General features: G+C 70.7%; 26 protein-coding genes, 1 tRNA gene and 1 riboswitch. Of the genes, 10 read left to right on the forward strand and 17 right to left on the reverse strand.

From position 1 onward, the window contains the following. Positions 1 to 152 precede the first annotated feature (152 nt). The 5 genes from cpt to ACWCXX_RS06995 form a co-directional block, all read right to left on the reverse strand. Positions 153 to 686 carry a chloramphenicol phosphotransferase CPT gene (gene cpt, locus ACWCXX_RS06975; RefSeq protein WP_451125113.1) on the reverse strand — a complete coding sequence of 178 codons (534 nt, stop codon included), beginning with the start codon at positions 684 to 686 and terminating at the stop codon, positions 153 to 155. 94 nt (positions 687 to 780) lie between these two features. Further along, positions 781 to 1,605: an alpha/beta fold hydrolase gene (locus ACWCXX_RS06980; protein ID WP_451125115.1), complete on the reverse strand. Its 825-nt coding sequence runs from the start codon at positions 1,603 to 1,605 to the stop codon at positions 781 to 783. 128 nt (positions 1,606 to 1,733) lie between these two features. Beyond that, positions 1,734 to 2,321, reverse strand: a complete 588-nt coding sequence (locus ACWCXX_RS06985; protein WP_451125117.1) for a hypothetical protein — start codon at positions 2,319 to 2,321, stop codon at positions 1,734 to 1,736. Positions 2,322 to 2,542: 221 nt separating this feature from the next. After that, positions 2,543 to 3,274 (reverse strand): TetR/AcrR family transcriptional regulator, encoded by a 732-nt coding sequence (locus ACWCXX_RS06990; RefSeq protein WP_451125119.1) that lies wholly within the window; start codon positions 3,272 to 3,274, stop codon positions 2,543 to 2,545. Then, the gene (locus tag ACWCXX_RS06995; protein ID WP_451125121.1) at positions 3,271 to 4,788 is read right to left on the reverse strand and encodes an MFS transporter; all 1,518 of its coding nucleotides are present in this window, start codon (positions 4,786 to 4,788) and stop codon (positions 3,271 to 3,273) included. Before ACWCXX_RS06995 ends, ACWCXX_RS06990 begins: the two co-directional genes overlap by 4 nt. 166 nt (positions 4,789 to 4,954) lie before the next feature. Here ACWCXX_RS06995 and ACWCXX_RS07000 point away from each other — a divergent pair, with 166 nt between their 5' ends. Continuing rightward, a complete protein-coding gene (locus ACWCXX_RS07000) occupies positions 4,955 to 5,257 on the forward strand; it encodes a hypothetical protein (protein ID WP_451125123.1) in 303 nt (100 codons plus the stop codon). A 303-nt stretch (positions 5,258 to 5,560) separates the two neighbouring features. Here the strand turns inward: ACWCXX_RS07000 and ACWCXX_RS07005 are convergent, their stop codons facing one another. Next, positions 5,561 to 6,997, reverse strand: coding sequence for a DUF445 domain-containing protein (locus ACWCXX_RS07005; protein ID WP_451125358.1), 1,437 nt, complete (start codon positions 6,995 to 6,997; stop codon positions 5,561 to 5,563). A 146-nt stretch (positions 6,998 to 7,143) separates the two neighbouring features. Between ACWCXX_RS07005 and ACWCXX_RS07010 the strand changes: the two genes are divergently transcribed. After that, a complete protein-coding gene (locus ACWCXX_RS07010) occupies positions 7,144 to 8,394 on the forward strand; it encodes an SGNH/GDSL hydrolase family protein (protein WP_451125125.1) in 1,251 nt (416 codons plus the stop codon). Between the two features lie 158 nt (positions 8,395 to 8,552). Here ACWCXX_RS07010 and ACWCXX_RS07015 read toward each other — a convergent pair whose 3' ends face one another. From ACWCXX_RS07015 to ACWCXX_RS07030, 4 genes are all read right to left on the reverse strand, one after another. Continuing rightward, positions 8,553 to 9,272, reverse strand: coding sequence for a DUF1707 SHOCT-like domain-containing protein (locus ACWCXX_RS07015; protein ID WP_451125360.1), 720 nt, complete (start codon positions 9,270 to 9,272; stop codon positions 8,553 to 8,555). 130 nt (positions 9,273 to 9,402) lie between these two features. Then, complete coding sequence (locus tag ACWCXX_RS07020) at positions 9,403 to 10,461, reverse strand: ABC transporter ATP-binding protein (RefSeq protein ID WP_451125127.1); 1,059 nt, start codon at positions 10,459 to 10,461, stop codon at positions 9,403 to 9,405. A 54-nt stretch (positions 10,462 to 10,515) separates the two neighbouring features. Next, positions 10,516 to 11,361, reverse strand: coding sequence for an ABC transporter permease (locus tag ACWCXX_RS07025; protein WP_451125362.1), 846 nt, complete (start codon positions 11,359 to 11,361; stop codon positions 10,516 to 10,518). A 70-nt stretch (positions 11,362 to 11,431) separates the two neighbouring features. Continuing rightward, complete coding sequence (locus ACWCXX_RS07030; RefSeq protein WP_451125129.1) at positions 11,432 to 12,232, reverse strand: ABC transporter permease; 801 nt, start codon at positions 12,230 to 12,232, stop codon at positions 11,432 to 11,434. A gap of 171 nt (positions 12,233 to 12,403) precedes the next feature. Here ACWCXX_RS07030 and ACWCXX_RS07035 point away from each other — a divergent pair, with 171 nt between their 5' ends. After that, positions 12,404 to 14,932, forward strand: coding sequence for a transglycosylase domain-containing protein (locus ACWCXX_RS07035; protein WP_451125131.1), 2,529 nt, complete (start codon positions 12,404 to 12,406; stop codon positions 14,930 to 14,932). Here the strand turns inward: ACWCXX_RS07035 and ACWCXX_RS07040 are convergent. From ACWCXX_RS07040 to ACWCXX_RS07050, 3 genes are all read right to left on the reverse strand, one after another. Next, entirely contained in the window at positions 14,926 to 15,246 is a 321-nt protein-coding gene (locus tag ACWCXX_RS07040) for a DMT family transporter (protein ID WP_451125133.1), read from the reverse strand. The genes ACWCXX_RS07035 and ACWCXX_RS07040 overlap by 7 nt on opposite strands. A gap of 39 nt (positions 15,247 to 15,285) precedes the next feature. Then, positions 15,286 to 15,350, reverse strand: a riboswitch (guanidine-III (ykkC-III) riboswitch). A 195-nt stretch (positions 15,351 to 15,545) separates the two neighbouring features. Then, positions 15,546 to 15,884, reverse strand: a complete 339-nt coding sequence (locus ACWCXX_RS07045) for a GroES family chaperonin (protein WP_030923137.1) — start codon at positions 15,882 to 15,884, stop codon at positions 15,546 to 15,548. Between the two features lie 61 nt (positions 15,885 to 15,945). Then, a complete protein-coding gene (locus tag ACWCXX_RS07050; protein WP_451125364.1) occupies positions 15,946 to 16,266 on the reverse strand; it encodes a DUF3618 domain-containing protein in 321 nt (106 codons plus the stop codon). A 127-nt stretch (positions 16,267 to 16,393) separates the two neighbouring features. On the opposite strand from ACWCXX_RS07050, the gene bcp reads away from it, so the two are divergent. The 5 genes from bcp to ACWCXX_RS07075 all read left to right on the forward strand — a co-directional run bounded on the left by bcp (position 16,394) and on the right by ACWCXX_RS07075 (position 20,157). Continuing rightward, a complete protein-coding gene (gene bcp, locus ACWCXX_RS07055) occupies positions 16,394 to 16,861 on the forward strand; it encodes a thioredoxin-dependent thiol peroxidase (protein WP_451125135.1) in 468 nt (155 codons plus the stop codon). Positions 16,862 to 17,065: 204 nt separating this feature from the next. Beyond that, on the forward strand, positions 17,066 to 18,562 hold the full coding sequence (proP, locus tag ACWCXX_RS07060; RefSeq protein WP_451125137.1) for a glycine betaine/L-proline transporter ProP: 1,497 nt from the start codon (positions 17,066 to 17,068) through the stop codon (positions 18,560 to 18,562). A gap of 168 nt (positions 18,563 to 18,730) precedes the next feature. Then, complete coding sequence (locus tag ACWCXX_RS07065; protein ID WP_451125139.1) at positions 18,731 to 19,390, forward strand: HNH endonuclease signature motif containing protein; 660 nt, start codon at positions 18,731 to 18,733, stop codon at positions 19,388 to 19,390. After that, positions 19,387 to 20,061, forward strand: coding sequence for an HNH endonuclease signature motif containing protein (locus ACWCXX_RS07070; RefSeq protein WP_451125141.1), 675 nt, complete (start codon positions 19,387 to 19,389; stop codon positions 20,059 to 20,061). Before ACWCXX_RS07065 ends, ACWCXX_RS07070 begins: the two co-directional genes overlap by 4 nt. 12 nt (positions 20,062 to 20,073) lie before the next feature. After that, positions 20,074 to 20,157, forward strand: a tRNA-Leu gene (locus ACWCXX_RS07075). 44 nt (positions 20,158 to 20,201) lie between these two features. Here the strand turns inward: ACWCXX_RS07075 and rdgB are convergent. From rdgB to ACWCXX_RS07095, 4 genes are all read right to left on the reverse strand, one after another. Then, positions 20,202 to 20,804 carry an RdgB/HAM1 family non-canonical purine NTP pyrophosphatase gene (gene rdgB, locus ACWCXX_RS07080; RefSeq protein ID WP_451125143.1) on the reverse strand — a complete coding sequence of 201 codons (603 nt, stop codon included), beginning with the start codon at positions 20,802 to 20,804 and terminating at the stop codon, positions 20,202 to 20,204. A 51-nt stretch (positions 20,805 to 20,855) separates the two neighbouring features. After that, on the reverse strand, positions 20,856 to 21,254 hold the full coding sequence (locus tag ACWCXX_RS07085; protein ID WP_451125145.1) for a hypothetical protein: 399 nt from the start codon (positions 21,252 to 21,254) through the stop codon (positions 20,856 to 20,858). Between the two features lie 124 nt (positions 21,255 to 21,378). Continuing rightward, positions 21,379 to 22,125, reverse strand: a complete 747-nt coding sequence (gene rph, locus ACWCXX_RS07090; RefSeq protein WP_451125147.1) for a ribonuclease PH — start codon at positions 22,123 to 22,125, stop codon at positions 21,379 to 21,381. A gap of 247 nt (positions 22,126 to 22,372) precedes the next feature. After that, entirely contained in the window at positions 22,373 to 22,606 is a 234-nt protein-coding gene (locus tag ACWCXX_RS07095; protein ID WP_451125149.1) for a glucose PTS transporter subunit EIIB, read from the reverse strand. 222 nt (positions 22,607 to 22,828) lie between these two features. Between ACWCXX_RS07095 and ACWCXX_RS07100 the strand changes: the two genes are divergently transcribed. After that, positions 22,829 to 24,139 (forward strand): PTS transporter subunit EIIC, encoded by a 1,311-nt coding sequence (locus ACWCXX_RS07100; protein ID WP_451125151.1) that lies wholly within the window; start codon positions 22,829 to 22,831, stop codon positions 24,137 to 24,139. Between the two features lie 259 nt (positions 24,140 to 24,398). Next, complete coding sequence (locus ACWCXX_RS07105) at positions 24,399 to 25,664, forward strand: PTS transporter subunit EIIC (RefSeq protein ID WP_451125153.1); 1,266 nt, start codon at positions 24,399 to 24,401, stop codon at positions 25,662 to 25,664. Positions 25,665 to 25,691: the final 27 nt, after the last annotated feature.

Genomic DNA, 25,691 nt, shown 5'->3' on the forward strand with positions numbered 1-25,691 from the left:
GGACGGGTGAGTGTGGGTGAGTAAGCGAACGTGCGTGTGGGGGCATTTCGGTGGGGGTTTGTCGTGGCCAAAAATGATCATTGGGTGGTGTTCTCCGGCCGCAGGTCGTACGGGCGGGCCGGTCGCACCACGTGGCCTCCCACCGTGCGGACTCACACCACGTGGGCGGCGATGATCCGCGCGCACTCCATGGACTCCTGCCGCGTCGTGTCCACCTCCAGGTCGTAGGTCACGCCCCGGTGCACCAGGTCCGCCTGCAAGGCCGCCATGCCGGGGACCCGGTCGCCCCGCGCGGTCTCACGGCCCGCTGCGACGGCGGCATCGCACCGGACGCCGACCCACAACACCCGCAGTTCGCCGAGTGCCTGCTGCCAGCGTCGCTGGGACTCGGCGCCGCCGAGGAAGACCTCGTCGACGACGATCCCCGCCCCCGCGCGCGCCATCGCTGCGACGCCCTCGATCCACGCCGCCTCCAGCTCACGGAACCCGGAGCCGACGGCCACTTTGCCGTCGGGGGCGAACTCGATGCCCGTGTCCGACGTACGCATGGACATGGGCATCGCGTCCACCAGTGTGTCCACGCCGAGGGAAAGCCACCGGTCCGGCAACACCGCCTGCAGACACCGGGCGATCCCGGTCTTCCCCGAACTGGAACCGCCGTTGAGCACGATCATGCGCGTCTTCATCGGATCACACTAAAGCGTGAACCCACCGCTCCGGGGGGTGACGGCCGCCCTCTCCCCGTGCGCTCCTCGTCCTCTTCCCGCCCCTCGGTCGTTCTCAGGCCGCCAGTGCCTTGCGCAGGGTCTCGGCGAACCCCTCCGGGTCCGCCAGGAAACCGGCGTGGTCGCCCGGGAACTCGGCCGGCCGCGTGCCGAGCAGTTCCGCCAGCACGAGGGACGTCCGGTATGTGATCAGGCCCTCCGAGGCGACGCCGACCCCGACGACGACCCGGGTGGGTGCGGCCGTCAGCGCGGGGACGTCGGGCACGTAGCCGGCGGTGGCCCGCAGGTCGTGGCCGAAGAAGCGGTCGCCGTTGGCGACCTCCTGCGCCGAGGGCTCGACGTGCGGGCCGACGGGGGCGGCCTGGCAGCTCTCGTCGTCGAAGCCCGCTCCGGTCATGAACTTCATCCATGCCGCGCCCTGGCCCTCCCGGTGGTAGGTCTCGATGATGTCCTCGGTCATGGCGCGGTGTTCGGCCGCGTCGGGAAGGATCTCCATGACGGGCGGCTCGTGTGCGACGAGCGTCCGTACCCGGTCCGGGTGGCGGGTGACGAGCGCCAGCCCGGTCACCGCGCCGCCGCTGCTGCCGAACACGTCGGCCGATCCGGCCCCGAGCGCGTCCAGGATCGCCGCCACGTCGTCCGCCCGCCGGTCGACCGTGGTGTCCTCGTCGGGGTCGTCGAGGGCGCTGCCCGAGATGCCTCTCGGGTCGTGGGTGACGACGGTGTGGTCGCTCGCGAGCGCGTCGGCCAGCGACGCGAAGGCCGCGGCCTCCATGGGCGACCCCATGAGCAGCAGGAGCGGTCCCGAGCCGCGCACTTCGTAGTGCAGGTGTGCGCCGGGTACGCGGAGGGTGTGGGTGGCGGTCGTGCCGGTGGCCATGTCGGTGGTCCTTCCTCGGTCGGCGGCCCGCGGTCGTGGTGCCGTTGTACTGCGGTGCCGTTGTGATGACAGAGGTATGACTCCGGCCGCCGGGAGAACTCATCGTTCGGCCGGGCGACGCGACGGGGTCAGCGGTAGTCCTCCAGGTGGCCCTGCATCCAGGTGTTGATGCGGTCCCGGGTGCCGATCAGTTCGGAGCGGTGCTTCTCCAGGTTGTCCGTGGAGGTGTCGCCGTTCAGCGTCGTGCGCAGGGCGCCGATCCGGGCGATCGGCTCCTTGAAGTGGCCGGTGCCCCGGGGGTCCGCCTTCATGGCCTTGTCCAGGCGGGCCAGTTCGTCGTGGACCCGGCCCAGGAAGTAGGCGCAGTTCGGCGATCCCGGGGTGCAGTTGTCGTTCAGCGTGGCCTGGAGGCCGGCGAAGGCGTCGCGTACGGCCTCCGGGCGGTTGCGGGCGTCCTCGGCAGCCTCGGCCGCTTCCGCTTCCGCGTCGGCCGCGTCCTCCGCGCTCTGCTCCGCCTCGGCTTCATCGGCGGCCCGGGAAGCGGCTGCGGCGTTCACGGACGGTGCCACGTAGGGGACGTCATCGCCCGGCCCCCGCGAGGTGTCGGCACTGGAGCAGCCGACCAGGAGTGCGCCGAGAACCGCCCCTGCTGCTCCTGCCGCCGTGGTTCTCGCGGCGCCGCGGATACGGATGGAGCAGATGGAACGGATAGACATGAGGCCCCCCTCGTCCGGTTGGGCCAGACCATACCTGCCGGGCCCCGGGGCGAGGCGGCCCGACGGCCCCGTAGGCGTGCGGACACAGGGTCGCCCGGCCTTGCGGGCATACGGCCGCCCAGCCCTGCGGCCCCGCCGGTTACGCCGTGCACCCAGCCCTGCGATCCCGCGCCCACGCCGGTCGCCCAGCCCCGCGGCCCCGCCGGTCGCGCGGCCCCGTGTCACCCCGTGATCAGGGACTGGAGCGCGGGCGCGTACAGGTCCGCGATGTGTTCGGGGGTGGCGTCCGCGCCGGCACCGTCGCGGTGGAGGCCGAGGGTGGCGCCGAGGCCGAGGAGGTGACCGGCGATCAACTCGGCGCGCAGGGCGCGTTCGGGGCCGGTGAGGCGGGCGGTCAGGGCGGCGGTGACCTGTTCGTGGAAGCGGTCGCGCAGCAGGGAGCGTTCGTCGCGGTTGCCGAGCGAGAAGACGACGCGCAGCAGCGGGTCGGTCTGCGTCTCCCGGCGGCGGCGCACCAGGGTCACCACCATGTGGCGGCCCAGGGTGTCGAGCGGTGCGTCGAAGAGTTCCGCGGCGGCGGGGCCGAAGTCGGCGACGGTGTTGAAGAGTTCGTCCTTGCGGCCGAAGTGCTTGACGACGAGGGAGGGGCTCACTCCCGCGTCGGCGGCTATCCCCCGGATGGTGACCTCGGCGTACGGGCGCTGTGTGAACGCCCGGCGGGCGGCGCGCAGGATCGCGTCCCGGCCGGTGCCCGGATCGACGGGCGAGGCGGACGGGGCAGACGAGGCGGCCACCCGGCCCGGTGCCGCGGTCGACGAGTCGGCAGGCGTACCGTCCGGAGCCGGGGCCGACGAGTCGGCAGACGCCCGCGCCTGGGACGCAGCCGGTGCCGCGGTCGACGACTCGGCAGACGCCCGCGCCGGGGCCGGTACGGTGGCCTGGCCGCTGGTCATGTGCTCTCCTGGGTCGGTACCTTCCGCGCCCCGTTCTCCGGCTCGCCCGGAGCACCGCGGTTCCCTTCGACCGTACCCGCCACGGCCACCCGGCTGCCCGGCAGGAACAGGGTGACCAGCAGTGCCACGAGTGCCGCGCCCGACGCGACCAGGAAGACCAGCTGGTACGCGTGGAGGGTCGGGGCCGTCCCGCCGCCCACCCGGAACGTGAGGTTGGTCAGGACGGCGGCCACCGTCGCGCTGCAGAGCGCCTGCCCGATCGACCTCATCAGCGTGTTGAGCCCGTTGGCCGCGGCCGTCTCGCTCACCGGGACACCGCGCATGACCAGCGCGGGCAGCGCCGAGTACGCGATGGCCGTGCCCGAGGCGACGACCGTGGCACCGGCGATGATCAACCAGAGGCTGTGGCTGGTGAAGCAGCGCACCACGTAACCGGCCGCCATCACCCCGGCCGCCAGCGCCAGGGCGGCCTTCGGGCCGTACTTCGCGGAGATCCTCGCCGAGACCGGTGAGAGCACCACCATCATCACGCCGCCCGGCAGCAGACAGAGCCCGCTGACCACGAGCGAGGCGCCGAGACCGTAGCCCGTCTCCTTCGGTTCCTGCACCATCTGCGCGGTGACCAGGGAGTTCGCGTAGAAGGCGAAGCCGATCAGGAGGGCCGCGACATGGGTGAGCAGGACGGCCGGCCGGGCCGAGACCCGCAGGTCGACCATGGGCGTCGGGACGCGCAGCTCGCACCTGCCCCAGACCGGCGCCACGACGACGGCGAGCACCAGCAGGCCCACCGTCCGGGCCGACGTCCAGCCCCAGTCGGCGCCCTGGGTGACCGCCAGCAGCAGACAGACCAGGACCCCGGAAAGGCCCAGCGCACCGACGGCGTCGAAGCGGCCACGGGTGCGGAGCGAGGACTCCGGTACGAAGCACAGCACCAGCACGACGTCGAGGACGCCGATCGCCCCGGAGACCCAGAACATCGTGTGCCAGTCGAAGTGCTCGACGACGAGGGCCGCGACCGGCAGCCCGACCGCCGCGCCGATGCCGAGCGTCGAGCTCATCAGGGCCACGGCGGACAGCACCCGGGCGGGCGGGAGTTCGTCGCGCAGGATGCTGATGCCCAGGGGTACGACAGCGAGCGCCGCGCCCTGGAGCGCGCGGCCGGTGATCAGCACCCCGATGTGGGAGCTGATCGCACACAGCACCGAGCCCACCACCAGCACCAGGAGCGAGGCGACGAGCACCCGCCGCTTGCCGTACATGTCGCCGACCCGGCCCAGGACGGGCGTGAAGACGGCACCGGTGAGGAGCGTGACGGTGACCAGCCAGCTCGCGGCAGCCGGGGTCGCGCCCGTGAGAGCCGGGATGTACGGGAGCAGCGGGACGACGATCGTCTGCATGACCGCGACCACGACGCCGCAGAACGCCAGCACGCCGACGGCGAAACGGGGGTGCGGGGCCTCGTCGGCGGCGGTCGGGTCGGCGGTGGCGGCAGTGGCGGATATGTCCGCGGGCATGGCTCTCCGTACGTCTTCGGTCGCCTTCGGCGGGGTGCACACGTGTTCACCCCCAGGGTAAACGCCTGTGCACCCCCTCTGCGACCGTTTGCCCGGACGGCGCGTTAGCCTCGGAGGCCCGGACTCGGGTCCGGACCACACGGACGAGAAGGCGAAGGTGGCGACGATGGCGAAGGTTCCGGCAGCGGCGGTGGCGGCGAGCGGGCTGATCGGCGGGTACGCCGTCGCGCGGTGGACCAAGAAACGGCCGCTGGGCGGGGTGGCCCTCGCCGCCGCAGGCACCGCCGCCGCCTACGAGTGGAACCGGCAGGCGGGGCCGCGCGCTGCCGTCGGACTGACCACGGCGTACGTCGCCGCGTTCGCCGGTTCGCATCCGCTGGCCAAGAAGGTCGGCGCCTGGCCCGCCGTCTTCACCGTGGCGGGTGGCATGGCCGCCGCGTCGTGGGCGGTCACCCGCCGGGCACACTGAACCGCGTACGCAATACGCGACCGGGCGCGCTGGGCCTCGTACACAACCGGGTGTGCTGAGCCACGTACGCCACCGGGTGCACCGAGCCACGTGTACGCGAAAGGGCCGCGCGTGGCCGCCGGTCTCCCGGCGCCCGCTGTCTCCGCCCTCCGCCGCCTCCGCCCGAACCGCGTGCAGCACGGGAGACACGGCAGACACAGCAGACACGGGAGAGGGGCGGAGGCCCTCCGGCTCCCGCCCCTCTCCCGCACCCAGGCGCACGGACACGCATGCGCGCACGCGTGCATGCGCCCCCGGCTGCCCCTACGCCCCCAGCACCCGGGTCACCGTGTAGATCAGCAGCCCCGCCAGGGCGCCCACCACCGTGCCGTTGATCCGGATGAACTGCAGGTCGCGGCCGATGTGGGCCTCGATCTTCTTCGACGTCTGGTCCGCGTCCCAGCTCGCGACCGTGTCGCTGATCAGCGATGTGATCTCCGCGCGGTACGTCGTGACGACATAGACCGCCGCGTCCTCCAGCCAGCCGTCCAGCTTCGACTGGAGCCGGTCGTCCGTCGCCAGCCGTGCCCCCAGCCCCATCAGTGAGGCCCGCGCGCGCAGCCGCAGCTCGCTCTGCTCGTCCTCCGCCGCCGCGATGATCATCGAGCGCACGGACGACCAGGCCGAGGCGATGACCTCCTGGACCTCGCCGCGCCCCAGGATCTCCGACTTCAGCCGCTCCACCCGGGCCCGGGTGTCCGAGTCCGTCTGGAGGTCGGACGCGAAGTCCGTCAGGAAGGTGTCGATCGCGGCGCGCGCCGGGTGCCCCGGCATGTCCCGCATCTCCGTGACGAACCGCAGCAGCTCCTTGTAGACCCGCTCGCCGATCCGCTTGTCCACGAACCGCGGCGTCCAGCCGGGCGCCCCGCCCTGCACCGCGTCCATCACCGAATCGCCGTGCAGCACCAGCCAGTCGTGGGCGCGCGTGCAGATCAGGTCCACCATCTTGCGGTGGCCGCCGTCGGCGACGACCTTCTCCAGCATCTTCCCGAGGCCGGGGCCGATCTCCGCCGCGTTCGCCCGCCGGGTGATCGCCTCGCCCACCACGGCCTGCACATCGGCGTCGCGCAGCACGGTCAGCGCGCCGCGCAGCGCGGTCGACAGCTCGGCGGTGACCCGGTCCGCGTGCTCCGGCTCGGCCAGCCAGACACCGAGCCGCTTCCCGACACCCAGGGCGTGGATACGGCCCCGCACGACGTCTCCGGAGAGAAAATTCTCGCCGACGAAGGAACCCAGGGAGGCTCCCAGCTGGTCCTTCTTGGTGGGGATGATGGCGGTGTGCGGGATCGGCAGGCCGAGCGGACGCTTGAAGAGCGCCGTGACGGCGAACCAGTCGGCCAGCGCGCCCACCATGCCCGCCTCGGCGGCCGCGGCGACGAAGCCCGGCCAGCCGCCCACACCGGCGTTCTTCGCCCAGGTGGCGAGTACGTACACGAGCGCGACCAGCAGAAGGAGGCCCGTGGCCGTGGTCTTCATCCGGCGCACGCCGCGCCGCTTCTCCTCGTCGGCCGCCGTGTACGCGAACGAGGCGAGGGGGGCCGGGCGGTCACCGGGCACGGGACGGGCCGCGCCCGCCACCAGCTCCGGCCGCCGCGCGCCCCGCGCTTCCTCCGGACCGGTCCGCCCTGCCCTCGCCCCGGTCCGCTCTTCCTCCGGACCGGTCCGCTCTTCTTCCGGCCCGGTCCGTTCCATCCGCTCCATCCGCTCCACCCGTCCGCGTACGCCCCGCTCCCGGTGCCCCGTACGCATTGTGCCTACCTGACCTACTCCCGGGCCGCACGCCGAGTTCCCGACGGCCTGGCCCATCATGGGACCAGCGCAATCGATCATGAGGAGATCCACCGACCATGCCCAGGCGCCAGGGGTACGCCCTGCTCATCGCCCTCCTGGCGGGCACCGCCGTGCTCGCCGCAGCCGTGGCGTTCACGGGCACCCTGCTGTTCTCCGGCTCCGACGGCCGGCCGGCGCCGATCGCCGTCCCCGGCCCCCGGACCGTGGCCCGGACCCCCGCCGCGCCCGCGCACTCCGCCGGCCTCTGGGCCGCGACCTGGGCGGCGGCCCCCATCGCCGGGGTCTCCGACACCGCCCACGGCAGCGCCCTGAACCGGCGCACCATCCGTAACGTCGTGCACACCAGCATCCGTGGTGACGCGGCCCGCGTCACCCTCTCCAACGTCTTCGGCACCCGCCCGCTGTACCTGGACCGCGTCACCGTGAACGCCCGCCCCGTGACCTTCGGCGGCTCCGCCCGTGCGACCGTCGCGGCGGGCGGGCAGCTCGTCAGCGACCCCGTCGCCGTCCCGGTCGCCGCCGACGCCGATCTCGTGGTCGCGCTGCGCACCTCCGCAGCCGAGGGGCCCGTCACCATGCACCCGGGCAGCCACCAGACCTCGTACGTGGACACCGCGTGGGGCACCTGGCGCACCGATGCCTGGCGCTACCTCACCGCCGTCGACGTGCGCGCCGGGACCGCCGCCGGAGCGGTCGTGGTGATCGGCGACTCGCTCACCGCGGGCACCGGCTCCACCCCCGACACGAACAGCCGCTGGCCCGACGTGCTCGCCGACCGGCTGGGCGGCCGGTACGGGGTGGCCAACGCCGGTATCGCGGGCAACCGCATCCTGCGCGACGGCCGCGGCGTACGGGCGAGCGCCCGCTTCGACCGCGACGCGCTGGACGTCACCGGAGCACGGACCGTCGTCGTCGCACTCGGCATCAACGACGTGCAGAAGTCCCCGCAGGAGACCGACCCGCAACGCATCGCGGACGCCCTGCGGTCCCTGGCACAACGCGCCCACGCACGCGGCCTCCAGGTCGTCGGGGCGACGCTGATGCCGTACGAGGGGTTCCGCACCTGGACCCCCGCGCGCGAGGGCGTACGGCAGCGGGTCAACGAACTGATCCGGGCGGGCGGGGTCTTCGACTCCGTCGTCGACTTCGACGCGGCGGCCCGCGACCCGCACCGCCCGACGCGGCTCCTGCCTGGCTACGACAGCGGCGACCATCTCCATCTGAACGACGCGGGCTACCGGCTGCTGGGCTCGACGGTGGACCTGACGGCCCTGACCCACGAGCGCCCCGTGTCCGACGAGTTCTGAGGGACCGGGGCGGGGAGCAGTGGGGCTACGGGGGTTACAGGGGCTCGGGGAACCAGGGGGCTGTGGGGAGCCGCGGGAAGCTGGGGGCCGTGGGGAGCCGCGGGAGGCGGGCCCCGCAGCCCCGCCCCCGGCCCCCGTCAGTCGTCAGCCATCAGCCGTCAGTCGTCGGACCGGTCCGACGAGCCGGGGCCCTTCTCCAGGCGGCCTCGTCCGCGGTCGCGCTCGCGGTCCGGTTCCCGCAGCCGCTCCAGCTCCGCGTCCCTCAGCCGCTGCTTCTCCGCTCTGCTCCGCTTGCGCTCCACACCGACTCCGCCCATCAGCGCGAAGCCGGTGATCCGCACCCGCGGGGAGTCCGGCGACGGGATTCCCTCGTCCTTCGAGCTCTCCCCGAAACCACCCATGATGCCGATGCCCCGGACCTCGACATTCAGCTCCGGCGGAACCGTCACATGCATCCCGCCCATGATCGTGAAGCAGCGGATGACCACCTCGCGGTCCTCGAAGTTCGCATCGCGCAGGTCGATCTCGCCACCGCCCCACATCGTGAACGCGGTGAACTTGCGGGCCACCGTCCAGTTCCCCCGGCGGCCGAACCCGCCCCACATCGCGAACGCACCACCCGACGTGGCGGGCCTGCCGACCCGGTCCGCCCAGCGCACCGCCGAACCCGTCCGCGCCGGACCCCGGGCACCCACCGGGGCCACCGCGGTGCCCGCCGCCGGAAGGTCCCGGACCAGCGGCTCCAACTCCCCGTGCGTGCGCGCCTTGTAGGCCGCTTCGAGCCTCTGCTCGAACTCCTCCATCTCCAGCCGGCCCTCGGCCACCGCCTCGCGCAGGGTCTCGGCGACACGCTCGCGCTCGGCGTCGGAGGCGCGCATTTCCGGAAGGTCACTTGTCATACCGCGCAGCCTATTGAACGTGCGCGCTCCCGTCACAGCCCCGGCGCTGCGTGCCGGTGGCCGAGCCCGGCAACCCGGCAGTCGGCAGCCGGGCGGCCGACTGCCGGCCCTACATGCCGGGGGCCGACTCGTACATCTTCGCGATCACGGCCTCGATGTCCGGCTCCCGGACCGACAGGTCGACCAACGGGTAGTCCGCCGCGATCCTGGCGACCAGCGGGGCTGCCGAATCCGAGGCGGGGAAGGCCAGCCACTGCCGCGGCCCCTCCACCTTCACATTGCGGACCGAGGGCGCCGACTCCAGGGTGATCGGCGGGAGTTCACGTTCCAGGTCGACCACCAGCGTCCGCTCGCTCCGCCCCACCTCGTGCAGGCCCGCGAGCGCTCCGTCGTACATCAACCGCCCGTGGTCGATCACCATCACACGCTTGCAGAGCTGCTCGATGTCCGTCAGATCGTGGGTCGTGAGCAGCACCGTCGTACCGCGTTCGGCGTTCAGGTCCCGCAGGAACTGGCGGACCCTGGCCTTGGACACCACGTCCAGGCCGATCGTCGGCTCGTCCAGGTACAACACCTCGGGGTCGTGCAGCAGCGCCGCGGCGATGTCGCCGCGCATCCGCTGTCCCAGCGAGAGCTGCCGCACCGGAACGTCCAACAGCTCGCCCAGATCGAGGAGTTCGACGCAACGCTCCAGGTTCTCCCGGTAGCGGGCGTCGGGAATCCGGTACATCCGGTGCACCAGCCGGTACGAGTCGCGCAGCGGCAGGTCCCACCAGAGCGTGGTGCGCTGGCCGAACACCACCCCGATCCGGTGCGCCAGCCTCGTGCGCTCCCGGGACGGGTCGATGCCCGCCACCCGCAGCCGCCCCGCGCTCGGGGTGAGAATGCCGGTCAGCATCTTGATCGTGGTCGACTTCCCGGCGCCGTTCGGGCCGATGTAACCGACCATCTCGCCGCGCGCGACCCGGAAGCTGATGGAGTCGACCGCCCGCACCTGGCGGCGCTCGCCGCGCATGAAACCGGTCCTGCGACGCACGTCGAAGACCTTCTCCACCCCGTCCAGCTCGATGAAACCGTCCCCGGGGCCGCCCCCGGGACCGCCCTCCTCCTCACCGGTTTCCGTCCCGGTCCTCACCCCGGCCGCTCCCGTACCGGTTTCCGCGTTCATGTCCCTCGCCCCTTCTCGCTCGATGTTCCGGTCGGCTTCCGGCACTCCGGCCGGTCAACTCCCGGTACTGCGGTACGCGCGCAGCCCCGCGCGCCAGGCCGCGGCCGCCGGCAGCAGGCACAGGCCCGCCACCACCGGGGGCAGGAACGCCACCCAGTCCGGCAGGTCCACGGGGTACTCCCGGCCCAGCACGTACAGCGCGGGCAGCCAGTTCACGAAGGCCAGCGGCACCACGAAGGTCACCCCGCGCACCAGGTCCTTCGCGAAGATCGTCGGCGGGTACTGGAGCAGTGTGTTCCCGCCGTACGTGAAGGAGCTCTGCACCTCGGCCGCGTCCTGCGCGAAGAACTGGAACGCCGCCCCGGTCACGAACACCGCGGCGAAGATCGCCGTCCCGCTCAGCAGCATCATCGGGATCATCGCCACCTTCAGCGGCGTCCACTCGACGTCCAGCGCAACCAACGCGTACCCCAGCACCAGCAGCCCCTGGACGATCCGCCCCAGCCTGCGCAGCGCGAACCGGTCCGCCGCCACCTGCGCGAGCACCGGCACCGGCCGCACCAGCAGGGTGTCCAGCGTGCCGTCGCGCACCCGCCGCCCCAGCCGGTCCATCGAACCCAGCAGCAGGTCGGCGAGGCCGAAGGCGGTGCCCGACGCCCCGTACAGCAGGGCGATCTCGGGCAGTGTGTAACCGCCCAACGCGTCCACGTGCGAGAACATCAGCAGGATCGTGACGAAGTCGAAGGCGGTCGCCGCGAAGTTCCCGAACGCCGTCATGGCGAACGAGGCACGGTACGCCATCGTCGAACGCAGCCACATCATCACGATCAGCCCGTACGCGCGCAGCCCCTCGACGAGCCCCGGCCGTTCGGCGAACACCGCCTCGGGCCCGCCCGCCACCCCGCCCCCGCCGGCCGCTCCTGCCGTTTCGACCGCGTCGGCCGTCCGCGTCGCACCGGTCCCGGTCGTGTCAGCCACCCTGGACCACCACCCTCCTCGTCGCCACCGACTGAACCGCCCGGCCCACCAGCAGCAGCGCCACCGCCCAGCCGGCCTGGAATCCGTACGCCTCCACCAGCCCCCACCCGGTGTACTTGCCGAGGAACACATCGACCGGCACCTGGAGCAGCGAGGACCAGGGCAGCGCCCGCGCGATCTCCCCCAGCACCCCGGGGAACAGCGTCAGCGGAAGCAGCAGCCCGGAGAAGAACATCCCGGCCAGCCACGCCATCTGCGCCACTCCCGCCCCGTCCAGCAGCCAGAACGCACAGAGCGCCACCAGGTAGCGGATCGCGAAACTGACCACGACCCCGAGCGTCACCGAGACGAGGAAGGCCATCCAGGACAGCGGCGAGGAGGGCAACGCCAGCTCGAAGGCGAGCGCCCCCACCAGCAGCGGCACGATGCCGCGGCCCAGCAGATGGAACGCCGCCCGCCCCAAGTCGCTTGCAAGCCACCACAGTTGGAGGTCCACCGGCCGGTAGAGGTCCACCGCGACGTCCCCGGTGCGGATGCGCTCGATCAGCTCGTCCTCGAAACCGCCGCCCATCATGGAACAGGTCATCAGCAGCGCCTGCCCCAACCACACGTAGGTGAGCGCCTGGGGCATGTCGTAACCACCGAGGTGCGGACGCTCGTCCCACAACGCCGTGTAGGTGTAGGCCAGGATGAAACCGAAGACGGTGTTGGTGAAGACGCCCGCCGCCGTGGCGGTCCGGTAGGTGGCGTGACGCCGGAACCCTCCCGCCGCCACCACCGCGTAAAGCCGCACCGCATCCACCACCCATCAGCCGGGTGCCCAACGGGTTCGGACACCAAAGCGCAAGACCCTAGTGCAGCCGGGACGGCCGCCGCGACCGCTTTTCGAAGGTCGATCCGGTGGTTATTCCGAAGAAAAGGGCACTATGGGGGAAGTGACCGCGTCCGAGGAGTCTGCACGGAAATGAGCGACGAGCCACAGCAGTCGAACGGGAAACGCGAACCCCGGGGCTGGGCCCCCAGGGACCCGGCTTCCCACCGCGCCGGGAACGACGGGACCGGCGGAAGCGGCCCCGGAAGCGACGGGAACGACCCTGGGACCGCCGGGAACGGCCCCGGAAGCGACGGGAACGGCGAGGCGAAGAAGCCCAAACGCCCCAAGCGCACCGGCTGGCGCCGCGCCGTCCCCACCTGGCGGATGACCCTCGGCGCCGTCCTCCTCCTCGCCCTGCTCCTGATCGGCGGCTTCGTCGCCGGGTACGAACTCGTCGCCATCCCACCCGCCAACGCCAGCGCCACCGCGCAGTCCAACGTCTACCTCTACCGGGACGGCAGCACCCTCGCCCGCTCCGGCGAGGTCAACCGGGAGAACGTCGGGCTCGCCCAGGTCCCGCTCACCGTCCAGCGCGCCGTCCTCGCCGCGGAGGACCGCGACTTCTACTCCGAACGGGCCATCGACCTCAAGGCCATGGCCCGCGCCGCCTGGAACACCCTCACCGGCAAGGGCAGACAAGGCGGCTCCACCATCACCCAGCAGTACGTCAAGAACTACTACCTGGGCCAGGAACAGACCCTCGTCCGCAAGGCCAAGGAGTTCTTCATCGCGGTCAAACTCAACCGCGAGGAGTCCAAGGACCAGATCCTCGAGGGCTACCTCAACACCAGCTACTTCGGCCGCAACGCCTACGGCATCCAGGCCGCCGCCCAGGCCTACTACGGCAAGGACATCGGCGAGATCACCACCGCCGAGGGCGCCTACCTCGCCTCCCTCCTCAACGCCCCCAGCGCGTACGACGTCGTCGTCCACCCCCAGAACAGGGCCGCGGCCCTCGGACGCTGGAACTACGTGCTCAACGGCATGGTCAAGGAGAAATGGCTCGGCGCGGCCGAACGCGCCGCCATGAAATTCCCCGTACCCGGCAAGGTCAAGCCGTCCACCGGGCTCGCCGGACAACGCGGCTACATCGTCCAGGCCGTCGAGGACTACCTCACCAGCAACAAGATCATCGATGAGAACACCCTGGCCACCGGCGGCTACCGGATCACCACCACCCTGGAGCGGAAGAAGCAGGACGCCCTCGTCGCCGCCGTCGACGACAACGTCATCTCCCAGACCAGCCCCGACCGCGAGGCCGACCGCAACGTCCGCGTCGGCGGCGCCTCCATCGACCCCGCCACCGGCCGGGTCGTCGCCATGTACGGCGGCATCGACTACACCAAGCAGTACGTCAACAACGCCACCCGCCGCGACTACCAGGTCGGCTCCACCTTCAAGCCCTTCGTCTTCGCCTCCGCCGTCGCCAACCGCTCCACCACCCAGGACGGCCGCCCCATCACCCCCGACACCGTCTACGACGGCGCCAACAAACGCATGGTCCAGGGCCCCGACGGACCCACCGGCTACGCCCCCGCCAACGAGGACGACATCGACTACGGGCCCATCACCGTCGCCACCGCCACCGACAGGTCCGTCAACGCCGTCTACGCCCAGATGGCCGAGGACGTCGGCCCCGCCGAGGTCAAACAGACCGCCATCGACCTCGGTCTCCCCGAGAACACCCCCGACCTCACCGCGTACCCGTCCAACGCGCTCGGCGTCGCCACCGCCAGCGTCCTCGACATGGCCGAGGCGTACGCCACCCTCGCCAACCACGGACGGCACGGCGCGTACACCCTCGTCGAGAAGATCACCAAGAACGGCGAGGAGATCGAGCTCCCCGACCGCGACCCCACCGAGCAGGCCGTCGGCCGCGACGCCGCCGACACCACGACCGCGATCCTCCAGAGCGTCGTCGAGGGCGGCACCGGCACCGCCGCCCAGGGCGCGGGCCGCCCCGCCGCCGGCAAGACCGGCACCGCCGAGGAGGACAAGGCCGCCTGGTTCGCCGGCTACACCCCCGACCTCACCACCGTCGTCGCCGTCATGGGCCAGGACCCCGAGACAGGGGTGCAGAAGCCGCTGTACGGAGCGCTCGGACTGGCCCGCGTCAGCGGCGGCAGCGCACCCGCCCGGGTCTGGGCCCAGTACACCGAGGCCGCCCTGCGCGGCACCGAGGCCCGGGACTTCGACCTCGACCTGGAGAGCGGCGTCGAGGAACCCTTCCCGCCCACCGACGGGGAAACCGGCCCCTACGACACCGGAACACCCACCGATTCCACCCCCGAGGCCCCGGCCGACACCCCCGGGAACACCCCGCCGAACACCCCCACCACCCCCGGCAACAGCGAACCGGCCACCGGAGGCATCGACACCGGCCCCCCGACCGGCGGCACGACGGACAACGGCGGCGGGCAGAACGGCGGCGGCCGGAACGGCGGCGGGGACAACGGCGGCCCCCGGGGAGGCGACAACACCGGCGGAAACGACAGCGGCGGAGGCAACGGCAACGGCGGGAACACCGCAGGCGACCACGGCTTCGCCCCCGGCCCCCGGGGCACCCCGGCCCCCGCCTCGGTCCCGGGCCCCGCCCCCGCCCCCGCCCCCCGTCAGTGACCCGAGGTCGCCTTCAGCCCCACGACGGCGACCAGCAGCAGACAGACGAAGAAGATCCGGGCGGCGGTCGCCGGCTCGTTCAGCACCACCATGCCGAACACCGCCGCCCCGGCCGCACCGATGCCGACCCACACGCCGTACGCCGTACCGATCGGCAGCGTCCTGGCCGCATGGGACAGCAACACCATGCTCGCCACGATCCCGACCCCCGTGAACACGCTCGGCCACAGCCGGGTGAACCCCTCGGTGTACTTCATCCCTATCGACCAGGCCACTTCCAGCAGACCGGCGACAACGAGCAGGACCCACGCCATGACGGCACCTCCGACGAGACAGAACACGCGAACAACACAGGTGCGTCGTCTTTGCGAAACCCGGTACGGCGCGTCTCGTCGGGATCGCTCCACCGTAGCAAAGAACAAGCAAAGGGCCCGGTGACATCGGTCACCGGGCCACACGGCCAACGATCACACCCCCGGAACCACAGATCCTGGGACCACAGCCCCGAGGCCACACATCCCGGGGCACAGAACCCCGGGACACAGACCTCAAGGCGCAGCCCCCGAGACAACGGCCCCAGGGTCACAGCCACCGGGACCCGCAATCCCGGGACCTACAGATACAGCCCGGTCGAATCCACCGAACCCTCGAACCGGTCCGCCGCCACCGCGTGCAGATCCCGCTCGCGCATCAGCACGTACGCCACACCCCGCACCTCGACCTCCGCACGGTCCTCGGGGTCGTACAGCACCCGGTCGCCCGGCTCCACCGTCCGTACGTTCTGGCCCACCGCGACCACCACGGCCCAGGCCAGCCGACGGCCGACCGCAGCGGTCGCCGGAATCAGAATGCCGCCCCCCGAACGCCGCTCGCCCTCGGGCGTATCGGACCGGACCAGCACACGGTCGTGCAGCATGCGGATGGGCAGCTTGTCGTCGGTGTTCTCGCTCACGTCCCGCAACCTACCTGCCCGCACCGGCTCCGCACGCCTCCGGGGGGCGCAGACCGCCGCGTCAACGCTTCCGGCGCCGCTTCGACACCACGACCAGACCCACGACACCCACGCCGAGCAGCGCCGCCGGGATCACCCGCTCCAGCCGCGGAGCACCGTCCTCCGACACGAACTGCGCCTTCACGTCCGACACCGCCCGGTTCACCGCGACGAACGCCCGCCCGGCCGTCCGGTCCACGGCCTCGGCAGCCCTGGCCTTCGCATCCTCCATGATCGTCTTCGGGTGCACCCGCACCCCGATCTCATCGAGCACCACCGCAAGCTGCTCACGCCTGCTGATGATGTCCGCCTCGATCTGCGCAGGGGTCCTGGCATCCGACACTGCGCCGCCTCCGTGGTCGTCGTCCAATAAACCTTCATCGACAGTCTGTCAGCTCGACCGCCCGCACACCCGGCGGCACCCCTATTACGCTCGGTCCCGTCATCCCACGTGCCATCCGAGGAGAACCATGAGCGAGCGCCTCCAGCCCGGCGACACCGCCCCCGCCTTCACCCTTCCCGACGCCGACGGCAACGAGGTGTCGCTCGCCGACCACAAGGGCCGCAAGGTCATCGTCTACTTCTACCCGGCCGCCCTCACTCCCGGCTGCACCAAGCAGGCATGCGACTTCACCGACAACCTGGAGCTGCTCACCGGCGCCGGGTACGACGTCATCGGCGTCTCCCCCGACAAGCCCGAGAAGCTCGCCAAGTTCCGCGAGAAGGAGAGCCTGAAGATCACGCTGGTCGGCGACCCCTCCAAGGAGACCCTGGAGGCGTACGGCGCCTTCGGCGAGAAGAAGCTCTACGGAAAAACGGTGACCGGCGTCATCCGCTCCACGATCGTCGTCGACGAGGAGGGCAAGGTCGAACGGGCCCTCTACAACGTCAGGGCCACCGGCCACGTCGCCAAGATCATCAAGGATCTCGGCATCTGACCCTGCCCCCGCCCGCCCCGTCGGACCCCGCCCGGACGACCGGAACCACATCCGCCCCCGCGACCGGATCCACGGCCGGGTCCACGAGGGGGTCCAGGGCCGGAACCGTGTGACGGATCTTCCGATCGGCCGCCGCCCCGGTTTGCGACCGCCATGACCGCGCAGAAGCCTGGCCTGGAACAGTCGTCCAGGAAAGGACCGGCCATGGCGGCTACCGACCCCCACCGGGCGGCCGACCCGGAAGCGGTCAAACGCCACCCCACCCTCTTCCGCGCCATCCGGCAACGGAGGAACCCGAGACTGCGCAGGTCGGACATCACCGTCACCGACGACCAGGCGGTCAAGCGGGCGGTGAAGGCGGCATCGCTCGGGAACGCCATGGAGTGGTTCGACTTCGGGATCTACTCCTACCTGGCCGTCACCCTGGGCCACGTCTTCTTCCCGTCCGGGAACGACACCACCCAGCTCCTCTCCTCGTTCGCCACCTTCGCCGTCGCCTTCCTCGTACGCCCCCTCGGCGGAATGGTCTTCGGTCCCATGGGCGACAGGATCGGTCGCAAGAAGGTCCTCGCCCTCACCATGATCCTGATGGCGATCGGCACCTTCGCGATCGGCGTCATCCCCTCCCACGACTCCATCGGCCTCTGGGCCCCCGTACTGCTGATCTTCTTCCGCCTGGTCCAGGGCTTCTCCACCGGCGGCGAGTACGGCGGCGCGTCCACCTTCATCGCCGAGTACGCCCCCGACAAACGCCGCGGCCACTACGGCAGCTTCCTCGAATTCGGCACCCTGGCCGGCTACGTCGGCGCCGCCGGGCTCGTCACCGCCCTGACCGCGGTTCTCGACCCCGTCCGGATGGAGGCCTGGGGCTGGCGCATCCCGTTCCTCGTCGCGGGCCCCCTCGGCCTGGTCGGCCTCTACCTGCGACTGCGCCTGGACGAGACCCCCGCCTTCCAGAAACTGGAGGGCGGCACCGTCCGCGCCTCGGAGGCCGCCGACCGCGTCGAGACCACCACCAAGGGCGACCTCGCCAAGATCTTCCGGCAGTACTGGCCGTCACTGATCCTCTGCATCTGCCTGGTCGGCGCGTACAACATCACCGACTACATGCTGCTGTCGTACATGCCGACCTACCTCTCCGACGAACTCGGCTACAGCGAGACCCACGGACTGCTCGTCCTGCTCGCCGTCATGGTCCTCCTGATGCTGATCATCAACCAGGTCGGCAGGCTCTCCGACCGCTTCGGCCGCAAACCGCTCCTGATGTGCGGCATGCTCGGCTTCTTCTTCCTCTCCCTGCCCGCGTTCCTCCTCATCCGCCGGGGCAGCATCCCCGCCGTCACGATCGGCATGCTGATGCTGGGCCTCTCCCTGGTCTGCATGCTCGGCACGATGTCCGCGGCCCTCCCCGCCCTCTTCCCCACCCCGGTCCGCTACGGCTCCCTCTCCGTGGGCTACAACCTCTCGGCCTCCCTCTTCGGCGGCACGACCCCGCTGGTGATCACGGCGCTGATCAGCTGGAGCGGCACCAACCTGATGCCCGCCTTCTACGCGATGGCGGCGGCCCTGGTCGGCGCCATCGCCGTGGCCCGCATGGAGGAAACCGCCCGACAACCCCTGGCCGGCTCCCCGCCGTCGGTGGGGACACACGAGGAGGCCGCCGAACTGGTCGCCTCCCGGGCCCCCGAACCGAAGTTCTGACCTGGGCCCGGCGTCCACACCTCACCGGAATGGTCCGCGCCGTTTCAGTCCCACTTGAAACGGCGCAGGTCATTCCACATCTTGTCGGATATCGGACGTGACGCCCCGATAAACGGCTCGTTGATCCGTACGAGGCTGCGAACGTGCGGCCGGATGTGGAGGGGAAGCATGGGGGCAAGTCCGTACACACGAGAGCGGCTGGAGTCGGCTGCCTCGTCATCGCGAACGCTGTCCGAAGCGCTGGCGAAGCTCGGGGTCGATCCGAAGAGCCCGACGAGGCGATACGTCGTTGCCCGCATGAGAAAGATGGGCATCGGCACCGGGCACTTCGAGCGCGAGGGCGCGCGCTGGACGAGAGAGGTCCTGGAGCCCGTGATCGCCTCCTCGACAAACATGTGCCAGGTGCTGCGAGCTCTCGGCCTCGATGTGGTGGGCGGCCATCACACGCACATCAGCCGCCGGGTGAAGGCCCTCGGGATTGACACTTCCCATTTCGCACCGACCTCTAGGAAGGGAAAGAAACAGCGCCGCAGCCCCGAGGAACTCCTGGTCGCCCAGCACCCCTCCGACGCCCGCCGGGTACCGGGAGATCGGCTCAAACGAGCCCTGGTCACCATCGGCATCGAGCAACGCTGCGTGATGTGCGGTACCGAGCCCTTCTGGCGCGGCCGACCGCTCCCACTCGAAGTCGATCACATCGACGGCGACTGGCGGAACAACCGCCCCGGGAACCTGCGTTTCCTCTGCCCCAACTGCCACTCGGTGACGGACACTTACCGCGGCCGCGGCAAGGCGCGACGCAACTCGCCCGCAGGAGCGGCGCAGTGAGCACCGGCACCCGATACACACGCGAACGGCTGGCTGAAGCAGCTGAGAAGTGCAACGGCATCGACGAGGTCATCGCATTCCTGGGCACACGTCCTTACGGCCACCTCCGCCGGTATCTCCTCAGGCGTTTCGAGCATTTCGGCATCGACGTCTCGCACTTCCGCAGCCGTGTCCGCCGCAGAACCGGGCCACGCCCTTCCCGGACGGAGCTCGCCGAGGCCGTCGCCGGGGCCGTCTCCGTGGCGGGCGTCCTCCGGCTGCTGGGTCGCATCGACACCACGAGAGAGCGGAACCGCCTGCGGAACTGGGTGGCCGAGGACGGCCTCACCATCACCCACTTCCTGGGCCAGGGCCATCAGCGGGGACGAGCCGGCCCCACCCCGCTGAAGACCGCCGAGCACGTGCTGCTCAAGCACAACGGCGAACGCCGCACGAAGACCGTCCTGCTCCGTCGCGCCTTGCTGGAGATCGGCGTCCCGCAGGAATGCGCCGAATGCGGAACCGGCGCCACGTGGCAGGGCAAACCGATGACACTTGAAGTCGATCACATCAACGGCGACTGGAGCGACGACCGCGCCGAGAACCTGCGGCTTCTGTGTCCGAACTGCCACGCCGTCACGGCCACCTGGTGCCGCGGAGGCCGGGGTGGGCAAATAGCCGTCGCCCGGTAGCATGGCAGCCATGCGGCCGTAGCCAAACTGGTATCGGCGGGTGTTTTAGGGGCATCTGGGAGAAATCCCGTGTGGGTTCGAATCCCACCGGCCGCACATGCTGATGGGCCGCCCTCGACCGGGCGGCCCATCTGCGTGTCTCACCCCACCAACTCCCGCACCACCGGCACCAGCGCCCGGAACGCCTTGCCGCGGTGGCTGATCGCGTTCTTCTCCGCGGGGGTCAGCTCCGCGCAGGTGCGGGTGTCGTCCTCGGGCTGGAGGATCGGGTCGTAGCCGAAGCCGTTCGTGCCGGAGGGGGCGTGGCGCAGGGTGCCGGTGAGGCGGCCCTCGACCACGCGTTCCGTGCCGTCGGGGAGGGCGAGGGCGGCGGCGCAGGCGAAGTGGGCGCCGCGGTGGGCCTCGTCGATGTCGGAGAGCTGGGCCAGGAGCAGGTCCAGGTTGGCCTTGTCGTCGCCGTGGGTACCGGCCCAGCGGGCGGAGAAGATGCCGGGGGCGCCGCCGAGTACGTCCACGCAGAGGCCGGAGTCGTCGGCGATCGCGGGGTGGCCGGTGGCCCTGGCCAGGGCGTGGGCCTTGAGCAGGGCGTTCTCGGCGAAGGTGACGCCGGTCTCCTTGACGTCGGGGATGTCGGGGTACGCGTCCGCGCCGACGAGCTCGTGGGTGAGGCCGGCGTCGGCGAGGATCGCGTGGAGTTCGGTGATCTTCCCGGCGTTGCGGGTGGCGAGGATGAGGCGGGTCATGTCACCCAGTATCGGGGGTGGTCCGAGGGCCACCCCCGGTGGTCAGGGCGGTCAGGGCGTGCAGACCTTGCCGATCTCCTTGGCCGCGTCGGTGACCGGGGTGATGTCGGGGGTGGCGTCGCCCTTTTCGATGGAGTCGCGGACGTTGCCGACGCCTTCCTGGAGGTCGTCGACGGCCTTGCCGAGGTCGGCGTTGTCGGTCTCGTCGCCGAGGTTGCCGAGTTCCTTCTCGATCTCGTCGAGGGCTTCGGCCGCCTGGGTGGGGTCGCTCGTCGCGTTGGAGACGGCCTGCTGGAGGTTGTCGACGCTGGTGGCGATGGCGTCGGCGGTGCGGACGCAGTCGAGTGCCTTGTCGACGGCGCCGCAGCCGGCCGTCGCGGTGAGACCGAGGGCGAGTGCGGTCAGAGTGAGAGCGACGGTGACGCGGCGGTGGCGGGCGGCCTCGGCCATGGTGCGGTTCCTCCCCGGGTGCGGATACGCGGACGGGCGCACGGTTCGGTCCGTGCGCCCGTGTTCGTAACGACGCGCTGTGGTGCGTGCCGGTTGCTTCTTCACCCGTGCCGGGTGGTGGGTGTCATTCGGCCGAGGCGGCCAGGGTGCGGGCGAGGGCCTCGTTCTGGAGGGTGGTGAGCTCCGCGCAGCCGGCGGTGGCGAGGTCGAGGAGGGCGCCCAGTTCCTTGCGGTCGAAGGGGGCGGCCTCGGCGGTGCCCTGGACCTCGACGAAGCGGCCGTCGCCGGTGCAGACGACGTTCATGTCGGTCTCGGCGCGGACGTCCTCCTCGTAGCAGAGGTCGAGGAGGGGGGTGCCGTCGACGATGCCGACGCTGACGGCGGAGACGGTGTCGGTCAGCGGCTTGCGGCCATGCTTGACGATCTTCTTGCGCTGGGCCCAGGCGACGGCGTCGGCGAGGGCGACGTAGGCGCCGGTGATGGCGGCGGTGCGGGTGCCGCCGTCGGCCTGGAGGACGTCGCAGTCGAGGACGACGGTGTTCTCGCCGAGGGCCTTGTAGTCGATGACGGCGCGCAGGGAACGGCCGATGAGGCGGCTGATCTCGTGGGTGCGTCCGCCGATCTTGCCGCGCACGGATTCGCGGTCGCCGCGGGTGTTGGTGGAGCGGGGCAGCATCGAGTATTCGGCGGTGACCCAGCCTTCGCCGCTGCCCTTGCGCCAGCGGGGGACGCCCTCGGTGACGGAGGCGGTGCAGAAGACCTTGGTGTCGCCGAAGGAGATGAGTACGGAACCTTCGGCGTGCTTGCTCCATCCGCGTTCGATGGTGACGGGGCGGAGCTGTTCGGGGGTGCGGCCGTCGATACGAGACATGGCGTCGACCCTATCGGGTGCGGGGGTGGCGGCCGTTCGGGTGCGGGGCGGGGAACAGAGATGCGGGGGCGCGTACCCGAGGCGGGTGGGGCACAGGGCGCGGCCGGGCGGCGCGGGGTGGGTGTGACACGGGCCCCGGACGGCGGGCCGGGCGGCGCGAGGCGGGTGTGGCACAGGCCCCGGCCGGGGGCGGGCGGGGCCTGTGCGGTGCCGGGCGGTCGGGCTCAGCGGGGGGCGGGGCGGCCGGTCACATCATGTCTTCGATGTCGGCGGCGAGGGGGTCGGCGTCGGTGCCGATGACGACCTGGATCGCGGTGCCCATCTTGACGACGCCGTGGGCGCCGGCGGCCTTGAGCGCGGCTTCGTCGACCTTGCTCGCGTCGTGGACCTCGGTGCGGAGGCGGGTGATGCAGCCTTCGATCTCGTCGATGTTGTCGATACCGCCGAGCCCGGCGACGATCTTCTCAGCCTTGCTGGCCATGGCCTTCTCCCTGGTTCTTCACATGCGTGCGACGGCCCACCCTGGGTCCGTTTCGTCACCGTAACGCACGTTTGGCCCAGCTTCGCGAGCGAGTGACTGGACCGTCCTCAATGATGACGATCACTGGCGCCCTGTCTTCCAGGCGGGTTACGCACCGTACCTCAACTGGTCTACACCATTCTGCAACGACTGCCGCACGTGCCTCGCTCCGGGAGGATGCCGATGAGCTCAACCAGCGCCGCAGCACCACGGAAGAACTGGTGGAGCGGCTTCTTCCAGGGGCTCCAGAAGATGGGGCGCAGTCTCCAGCTCCCGATCGCAGTCCTGCCCGCGGCGGGCATTCTCAACCGGTTGGGCCAGCCGGACGTATTCGGTGACGAGGGGCTGGGCTGGAACAACGTCGCCAAGGTGTTCGCGGCGGCGGGCGGCGCGCTGCTCGATTCGGGCTTGGGTCTTCCTCTGCTGTTCTGCGTCGGTGTCGCGATCGGCATGGCGAAGAAGGCGGACGGTTCGACCGCGCTCGCCGCGGTGGCCGGTTTCCTCGTCTACTACGCGGTGCTGCACGCCTTCCCGGTGGACTGTGCGCCGGGCGAGACGTTCACCTCGGGCGGTACCTGGTTCGGCACCTGTGTGTCCAAGGACGCGAAGGTCACGGCGGCGGCGTATCAGAATCCGGGCGTGTTCGGCGGCATCGTGATGGGGTTGCTGTCCGCCTGGTTCTGGCAGCGGTACCACCGGGTGAAGCTGGTGGACTGGCTGGGCTTCTTCAACGGCCGCCGGCTCGTTCCGATCATCATGGCGTTCGTCGGTCTTCTCTTCGCGGCGTTGTGCGCCTGGCTGTGGCAGCCGATCGGCGACGGTCTGACGAGTTTCTCCAAGTGGCTGGTGGACCTGAACTGGGTGGGCTCCGGCATCTTCGGCATCGCCAACCGCGCGTTGCTGGTCATCGGCCTCCACCAGTTCCTGAACACCTTCGTCTGGTTCCAGTTCGGTGATTTCACCAAGCCGGACGGGACGGTCGTGCACGGTGACATCAACCGGTTCCTGGCGGGCGACCCGACGGCCGGGCAGTTCACCTCGGGCTTCTTCCCGATCATGATGTTCGCCCTTCCGGCGGCGGCGCTGGCGATCTACCACTGCGCCAAGCCGCACCGTCGCAAGGCGGTCGGCGGCATGATGCTCTCGGTCGCCCTGACGTCGTTCGTGACGGGCATCACCGAGCCGATCGAGTACTCGTTCCTCTTCGTCGCGCCGCTGCTGTACGGGATCCACGCGGTGCTCACCGGTGTCTCGATGGCGGTGACCTGGGCGCTCGGGGTCAAGGACGGCTTCAGCTTCTCCGCGGGGCTGATCGACTACGTCATCAACTGGAGCCTGGCGACCAAACCCTGGCTGATCGTTCCGATCGGGTTGGTGCTCGCCGCGGTGTACTACGCGATCTTCCGGTTCGCGATCACCAGATTCGACCTCCAGACGCCGGGGCGCGAGCCCGACGAGCTGGAGGAGGAGATCGAGAGGAACCTCACGAAGTAGCACGTCGGCCGGGTGCGCGACCCGGTCGACGGAGACCCCCGGACCGTGCGGTCCGGGGGTCTCCGTCATGGCGCCGAAGGTGTGGTGTTGCTCATGCGAAGCAATCGGGAATTGCAGGTTCCTTATACAACGCTCACCGTGTTACAACTGGTCTACACCACTGAGTGGTCCAGACCACGTGGCGCTCTGCCGCGTTCTTCGAGTCGCCGCCCTCCCCCGTCAACGATCCGGGCGGCGCCTTGTCCAATGGAGGAAGCTGATGTCCACGGCAGACACCGCGCCCGCGGTCACCAAGAAGAAGGGCGCCGGCGTGATGGCGGTCATGCAGCGCATCGGCCGCAGCCTCATGCTGCCGGTCGCGGTGCTGCCCGCCGCCGCGCTCCTGGTGCGTCTCGGCAACGAAGACATGCTCGGCAGGGAGTCGTTCCCGGGCTTCATCACCAAGATGGCGACCTTCATGGCCGCGGGCGGCAACGCGATCCTCGACAACATGGCGCTGCTGTTCGCCGTCGGCATCGCGATCGGCTTCGCCAAGAGGTCCGACGGTTCGACCGCGCTCGCGGCCGTCACCGGTTACCTGGTCTTCCAGAAGGTGCTCGCCACCTTCACGGACAGCAACCTGCCGCAGGTCGCGAAGGTGGTCGACGGCAAGATCGTGATGACGGACGCCCCGGTGGACGCCAAGGTCCTCGGCGGTGTGGTGATGGGCCTCGTCGTCGCGCTGCTCTACCAGCGGTTCTACCGTACGAAGCTGCCGGCCTGGGCGGGCTTCTTCGGCGGGCGCCGCCTGGTCCCGATCCTCTCCGCCTTCGCGGGCCTGGTCATCGGCATCGTCTTCGGTTACATCTGGCCGGTCCTCGGCACCGGGCTGCACAACTTCGGCGAGTGGCTGGTCGGTTCCGGCGCGGTCGGCGCGGGCATCTTCGGTGTCGCCAACCGTGCGCTGATCCCGGTCGGCATGCACCACCTGCTGAACTCGTTCCCGTGGTTCCAGGCCGGTGAGTTCGAGGGCAAGAGCGGTGACATCAACCGCTTCCTGGCCGGTGACCCGACGGCCGGACAGTTCATGACCGGCTTCTTCCCGATCATGATGTTCGCCCTTCCGGCGGCCTGCCTGGCGATCGTGCACTGTGCCCGCCCGGAGCGCCGCAAGGTCGTCGGCGGCATGATGTTCTCCCTCGCGCTCACCTCGTTCGTCACCGGTGTGACCGAGCCGATCGAGTTCACGTTCATGTTCATCGCCCCCGTGCTGTACGCGGTCCACGCGGTGCTCACCGGTGTGTCCATGGCCCTGACCTGGGCGCTCGGGATGAAGGACGGCTTCGGCTTCTCGGCCGGCCTGGTCGACTTCGCACTGAACCTCGGCATCGCGAGCAAGCCGTGGATGCTGGTGCTGGTCGGCCTCTGCTTCGCGGTGGTGTACTACGTGGTCTTCCGGTTCGCGATCACGAAGTTCAACCTGCCCACTCCGGGCCGCGAGTCCGACGAGGAGCTCGCCGAGCTCCTCAAGGCCGAGGCCAAGTAGGCCCCGCGCACCCGCGACCCGCGCGTC

Source organism: Streptomyces sp. NPDC001732 (genome assembly GCF_053596315.1).

Coding starts and splice junctions, on each gene's coding strand:
- ACWCXX_RS07015 (WP_451125360.1), bottom strand. CDS start 9,272: ATGCGCGCCTCCGACGCCGAGCGCGAGCGTGTCGCCGAGACCCTGCGC.
- ACWCXX_RS07035 (WP_451125131.1), top strand. CDS start 12,404: ATGAGCGACGAGCCACAGCAGTCGAACGGGAAACGCGAACCCCGGGGC.
- ACWCXX_RS07085 (WP_451125145.1), bottom strand. CDS start 21,254: ATGGCCGAGGCCGCCCGCCACCGCCGCGTCACCGTCGCTCTCACTCTG.
- bcp (WP_451125135.1), top strand. CDS start 16,394: ATGAGCGAGCGCCTCCAGCCCGGCGACACCGCCCCCGCCTTCACCCTT.
- ACWCXX_RS07040 (WP_451125133.1), bottom strand. CDS start 15,246: ATGGCGTGGGTCCTGCTCGTTGTCGCCGGTCTGCTGGAAGTGGCCTGG.
- ACWCXX_RS07000 (WP_451125123.1), top strand. CDS start 4,955: ATGGCGAAGGTTCCGGCAGCGGCGGTGGCGGCGAGCGGGCTGATCGGC.
- cpt (WP_451125113.1), bottom strand. CDS start 686: ATGAAGACGCGCATGATCGTGCTCAACGGCGGTTCCAGTTCGGGGAAG.
- proP (WP_451125137.1), top strand. CDS start 17,066: ATGGCGGCTACCGACCCCCACCGGGCGGCCGACCCGGAAGCGGTCAAA.
- ACWCXX_RS06995 (WP_451125121.1), bottom strand. CDS start 4,788: ATGCCCGCGGACATATCCGCCACTGCCGCCACCGCCGACCCGACCGCC.
- ACWCXX_RS07095 (WP_451125149.1), bottom strand. CDS start 22,606: ATGGCCAGCAAGGCTGAGAAGATCGTCGCCGGGCTCGGCGGTATCGAC.
- ACWCXX_RS06985 (WP_451125117.1), bottom strand. CDS start 2,321: ATGTCTATCCGTTCCATCTGCTCCATCCGTATCCGCGGCGCCGCGAGA.
- ACWCXX_RS07010 (WP_451125125.1), top strand. CDS start 7,144: ATGCCCAGGCGCCAGGGGTACGCCCTGCTCATCGCCCTCCTGGCGGGC.
- ACWCXX_RS07100 (WP_451125151.1), top strand. CDS start 22,829: ATGAGCTCAACCAGCGCCGCAGCACCACGGAAGAACTGGTGGAGCGGC.
- ACWCXX_RS07105 (WP_451125153.1), top strand. CDS start 24,399: ATGTCCACGGCAGACACCGCGCCCGCGGTCACCAAGAAGAAGGGCGCC.
- ACWCXX_RS07020 (WP_451125127.1), bottom strand. CDS start 10,461: ATGAACGCGGAAACCGGTACGGGAGCGGCCGGGGTGAGGACCGGGACG.
- ACWCXX_RS07065 (WP_451125139.1), top strand. CDS start 18,731: ATGGGGGCAAGTCCGTACACACGAGAGCGGCTGGAGTCGGCTGCCTCG.
- ACWCXX_RS07005 (WP_451125358.1), bottom strand. CDS start 6,997: ATGGAGCGGATGGAACGGACCGGGCCGGAAGAAGAGCGGACCGGTCCG.
- ACWCXX_RS06990 (WP_451125119.1), bottom strand. CDS start 3,274: ATGACCAGCGGCCAGGCCACCGTACCGGCCCCGGCGCGGGCGTCTGCC.
- rph (WP_451125147.1), bottom strand. CDS start 22,125: ATGTCTCGTATCGACGGCCGCACCCCCGAACAGCTCCGCCCCGTCACC.
- rdgB (WP_451125143.1), bottom strand. CDS start 20,804: ATGACCCGCCTCATCCTCGCCACCCGCAACGCCGGGAAGATCACCGAA.
- ACWCXX_RS06980 (WP_451125115.1), bottom strand. CDS start 1,605: ATGGCCACCGGCACGACCGCCACCCACACCCTCCGCGTACCCGGCGCA.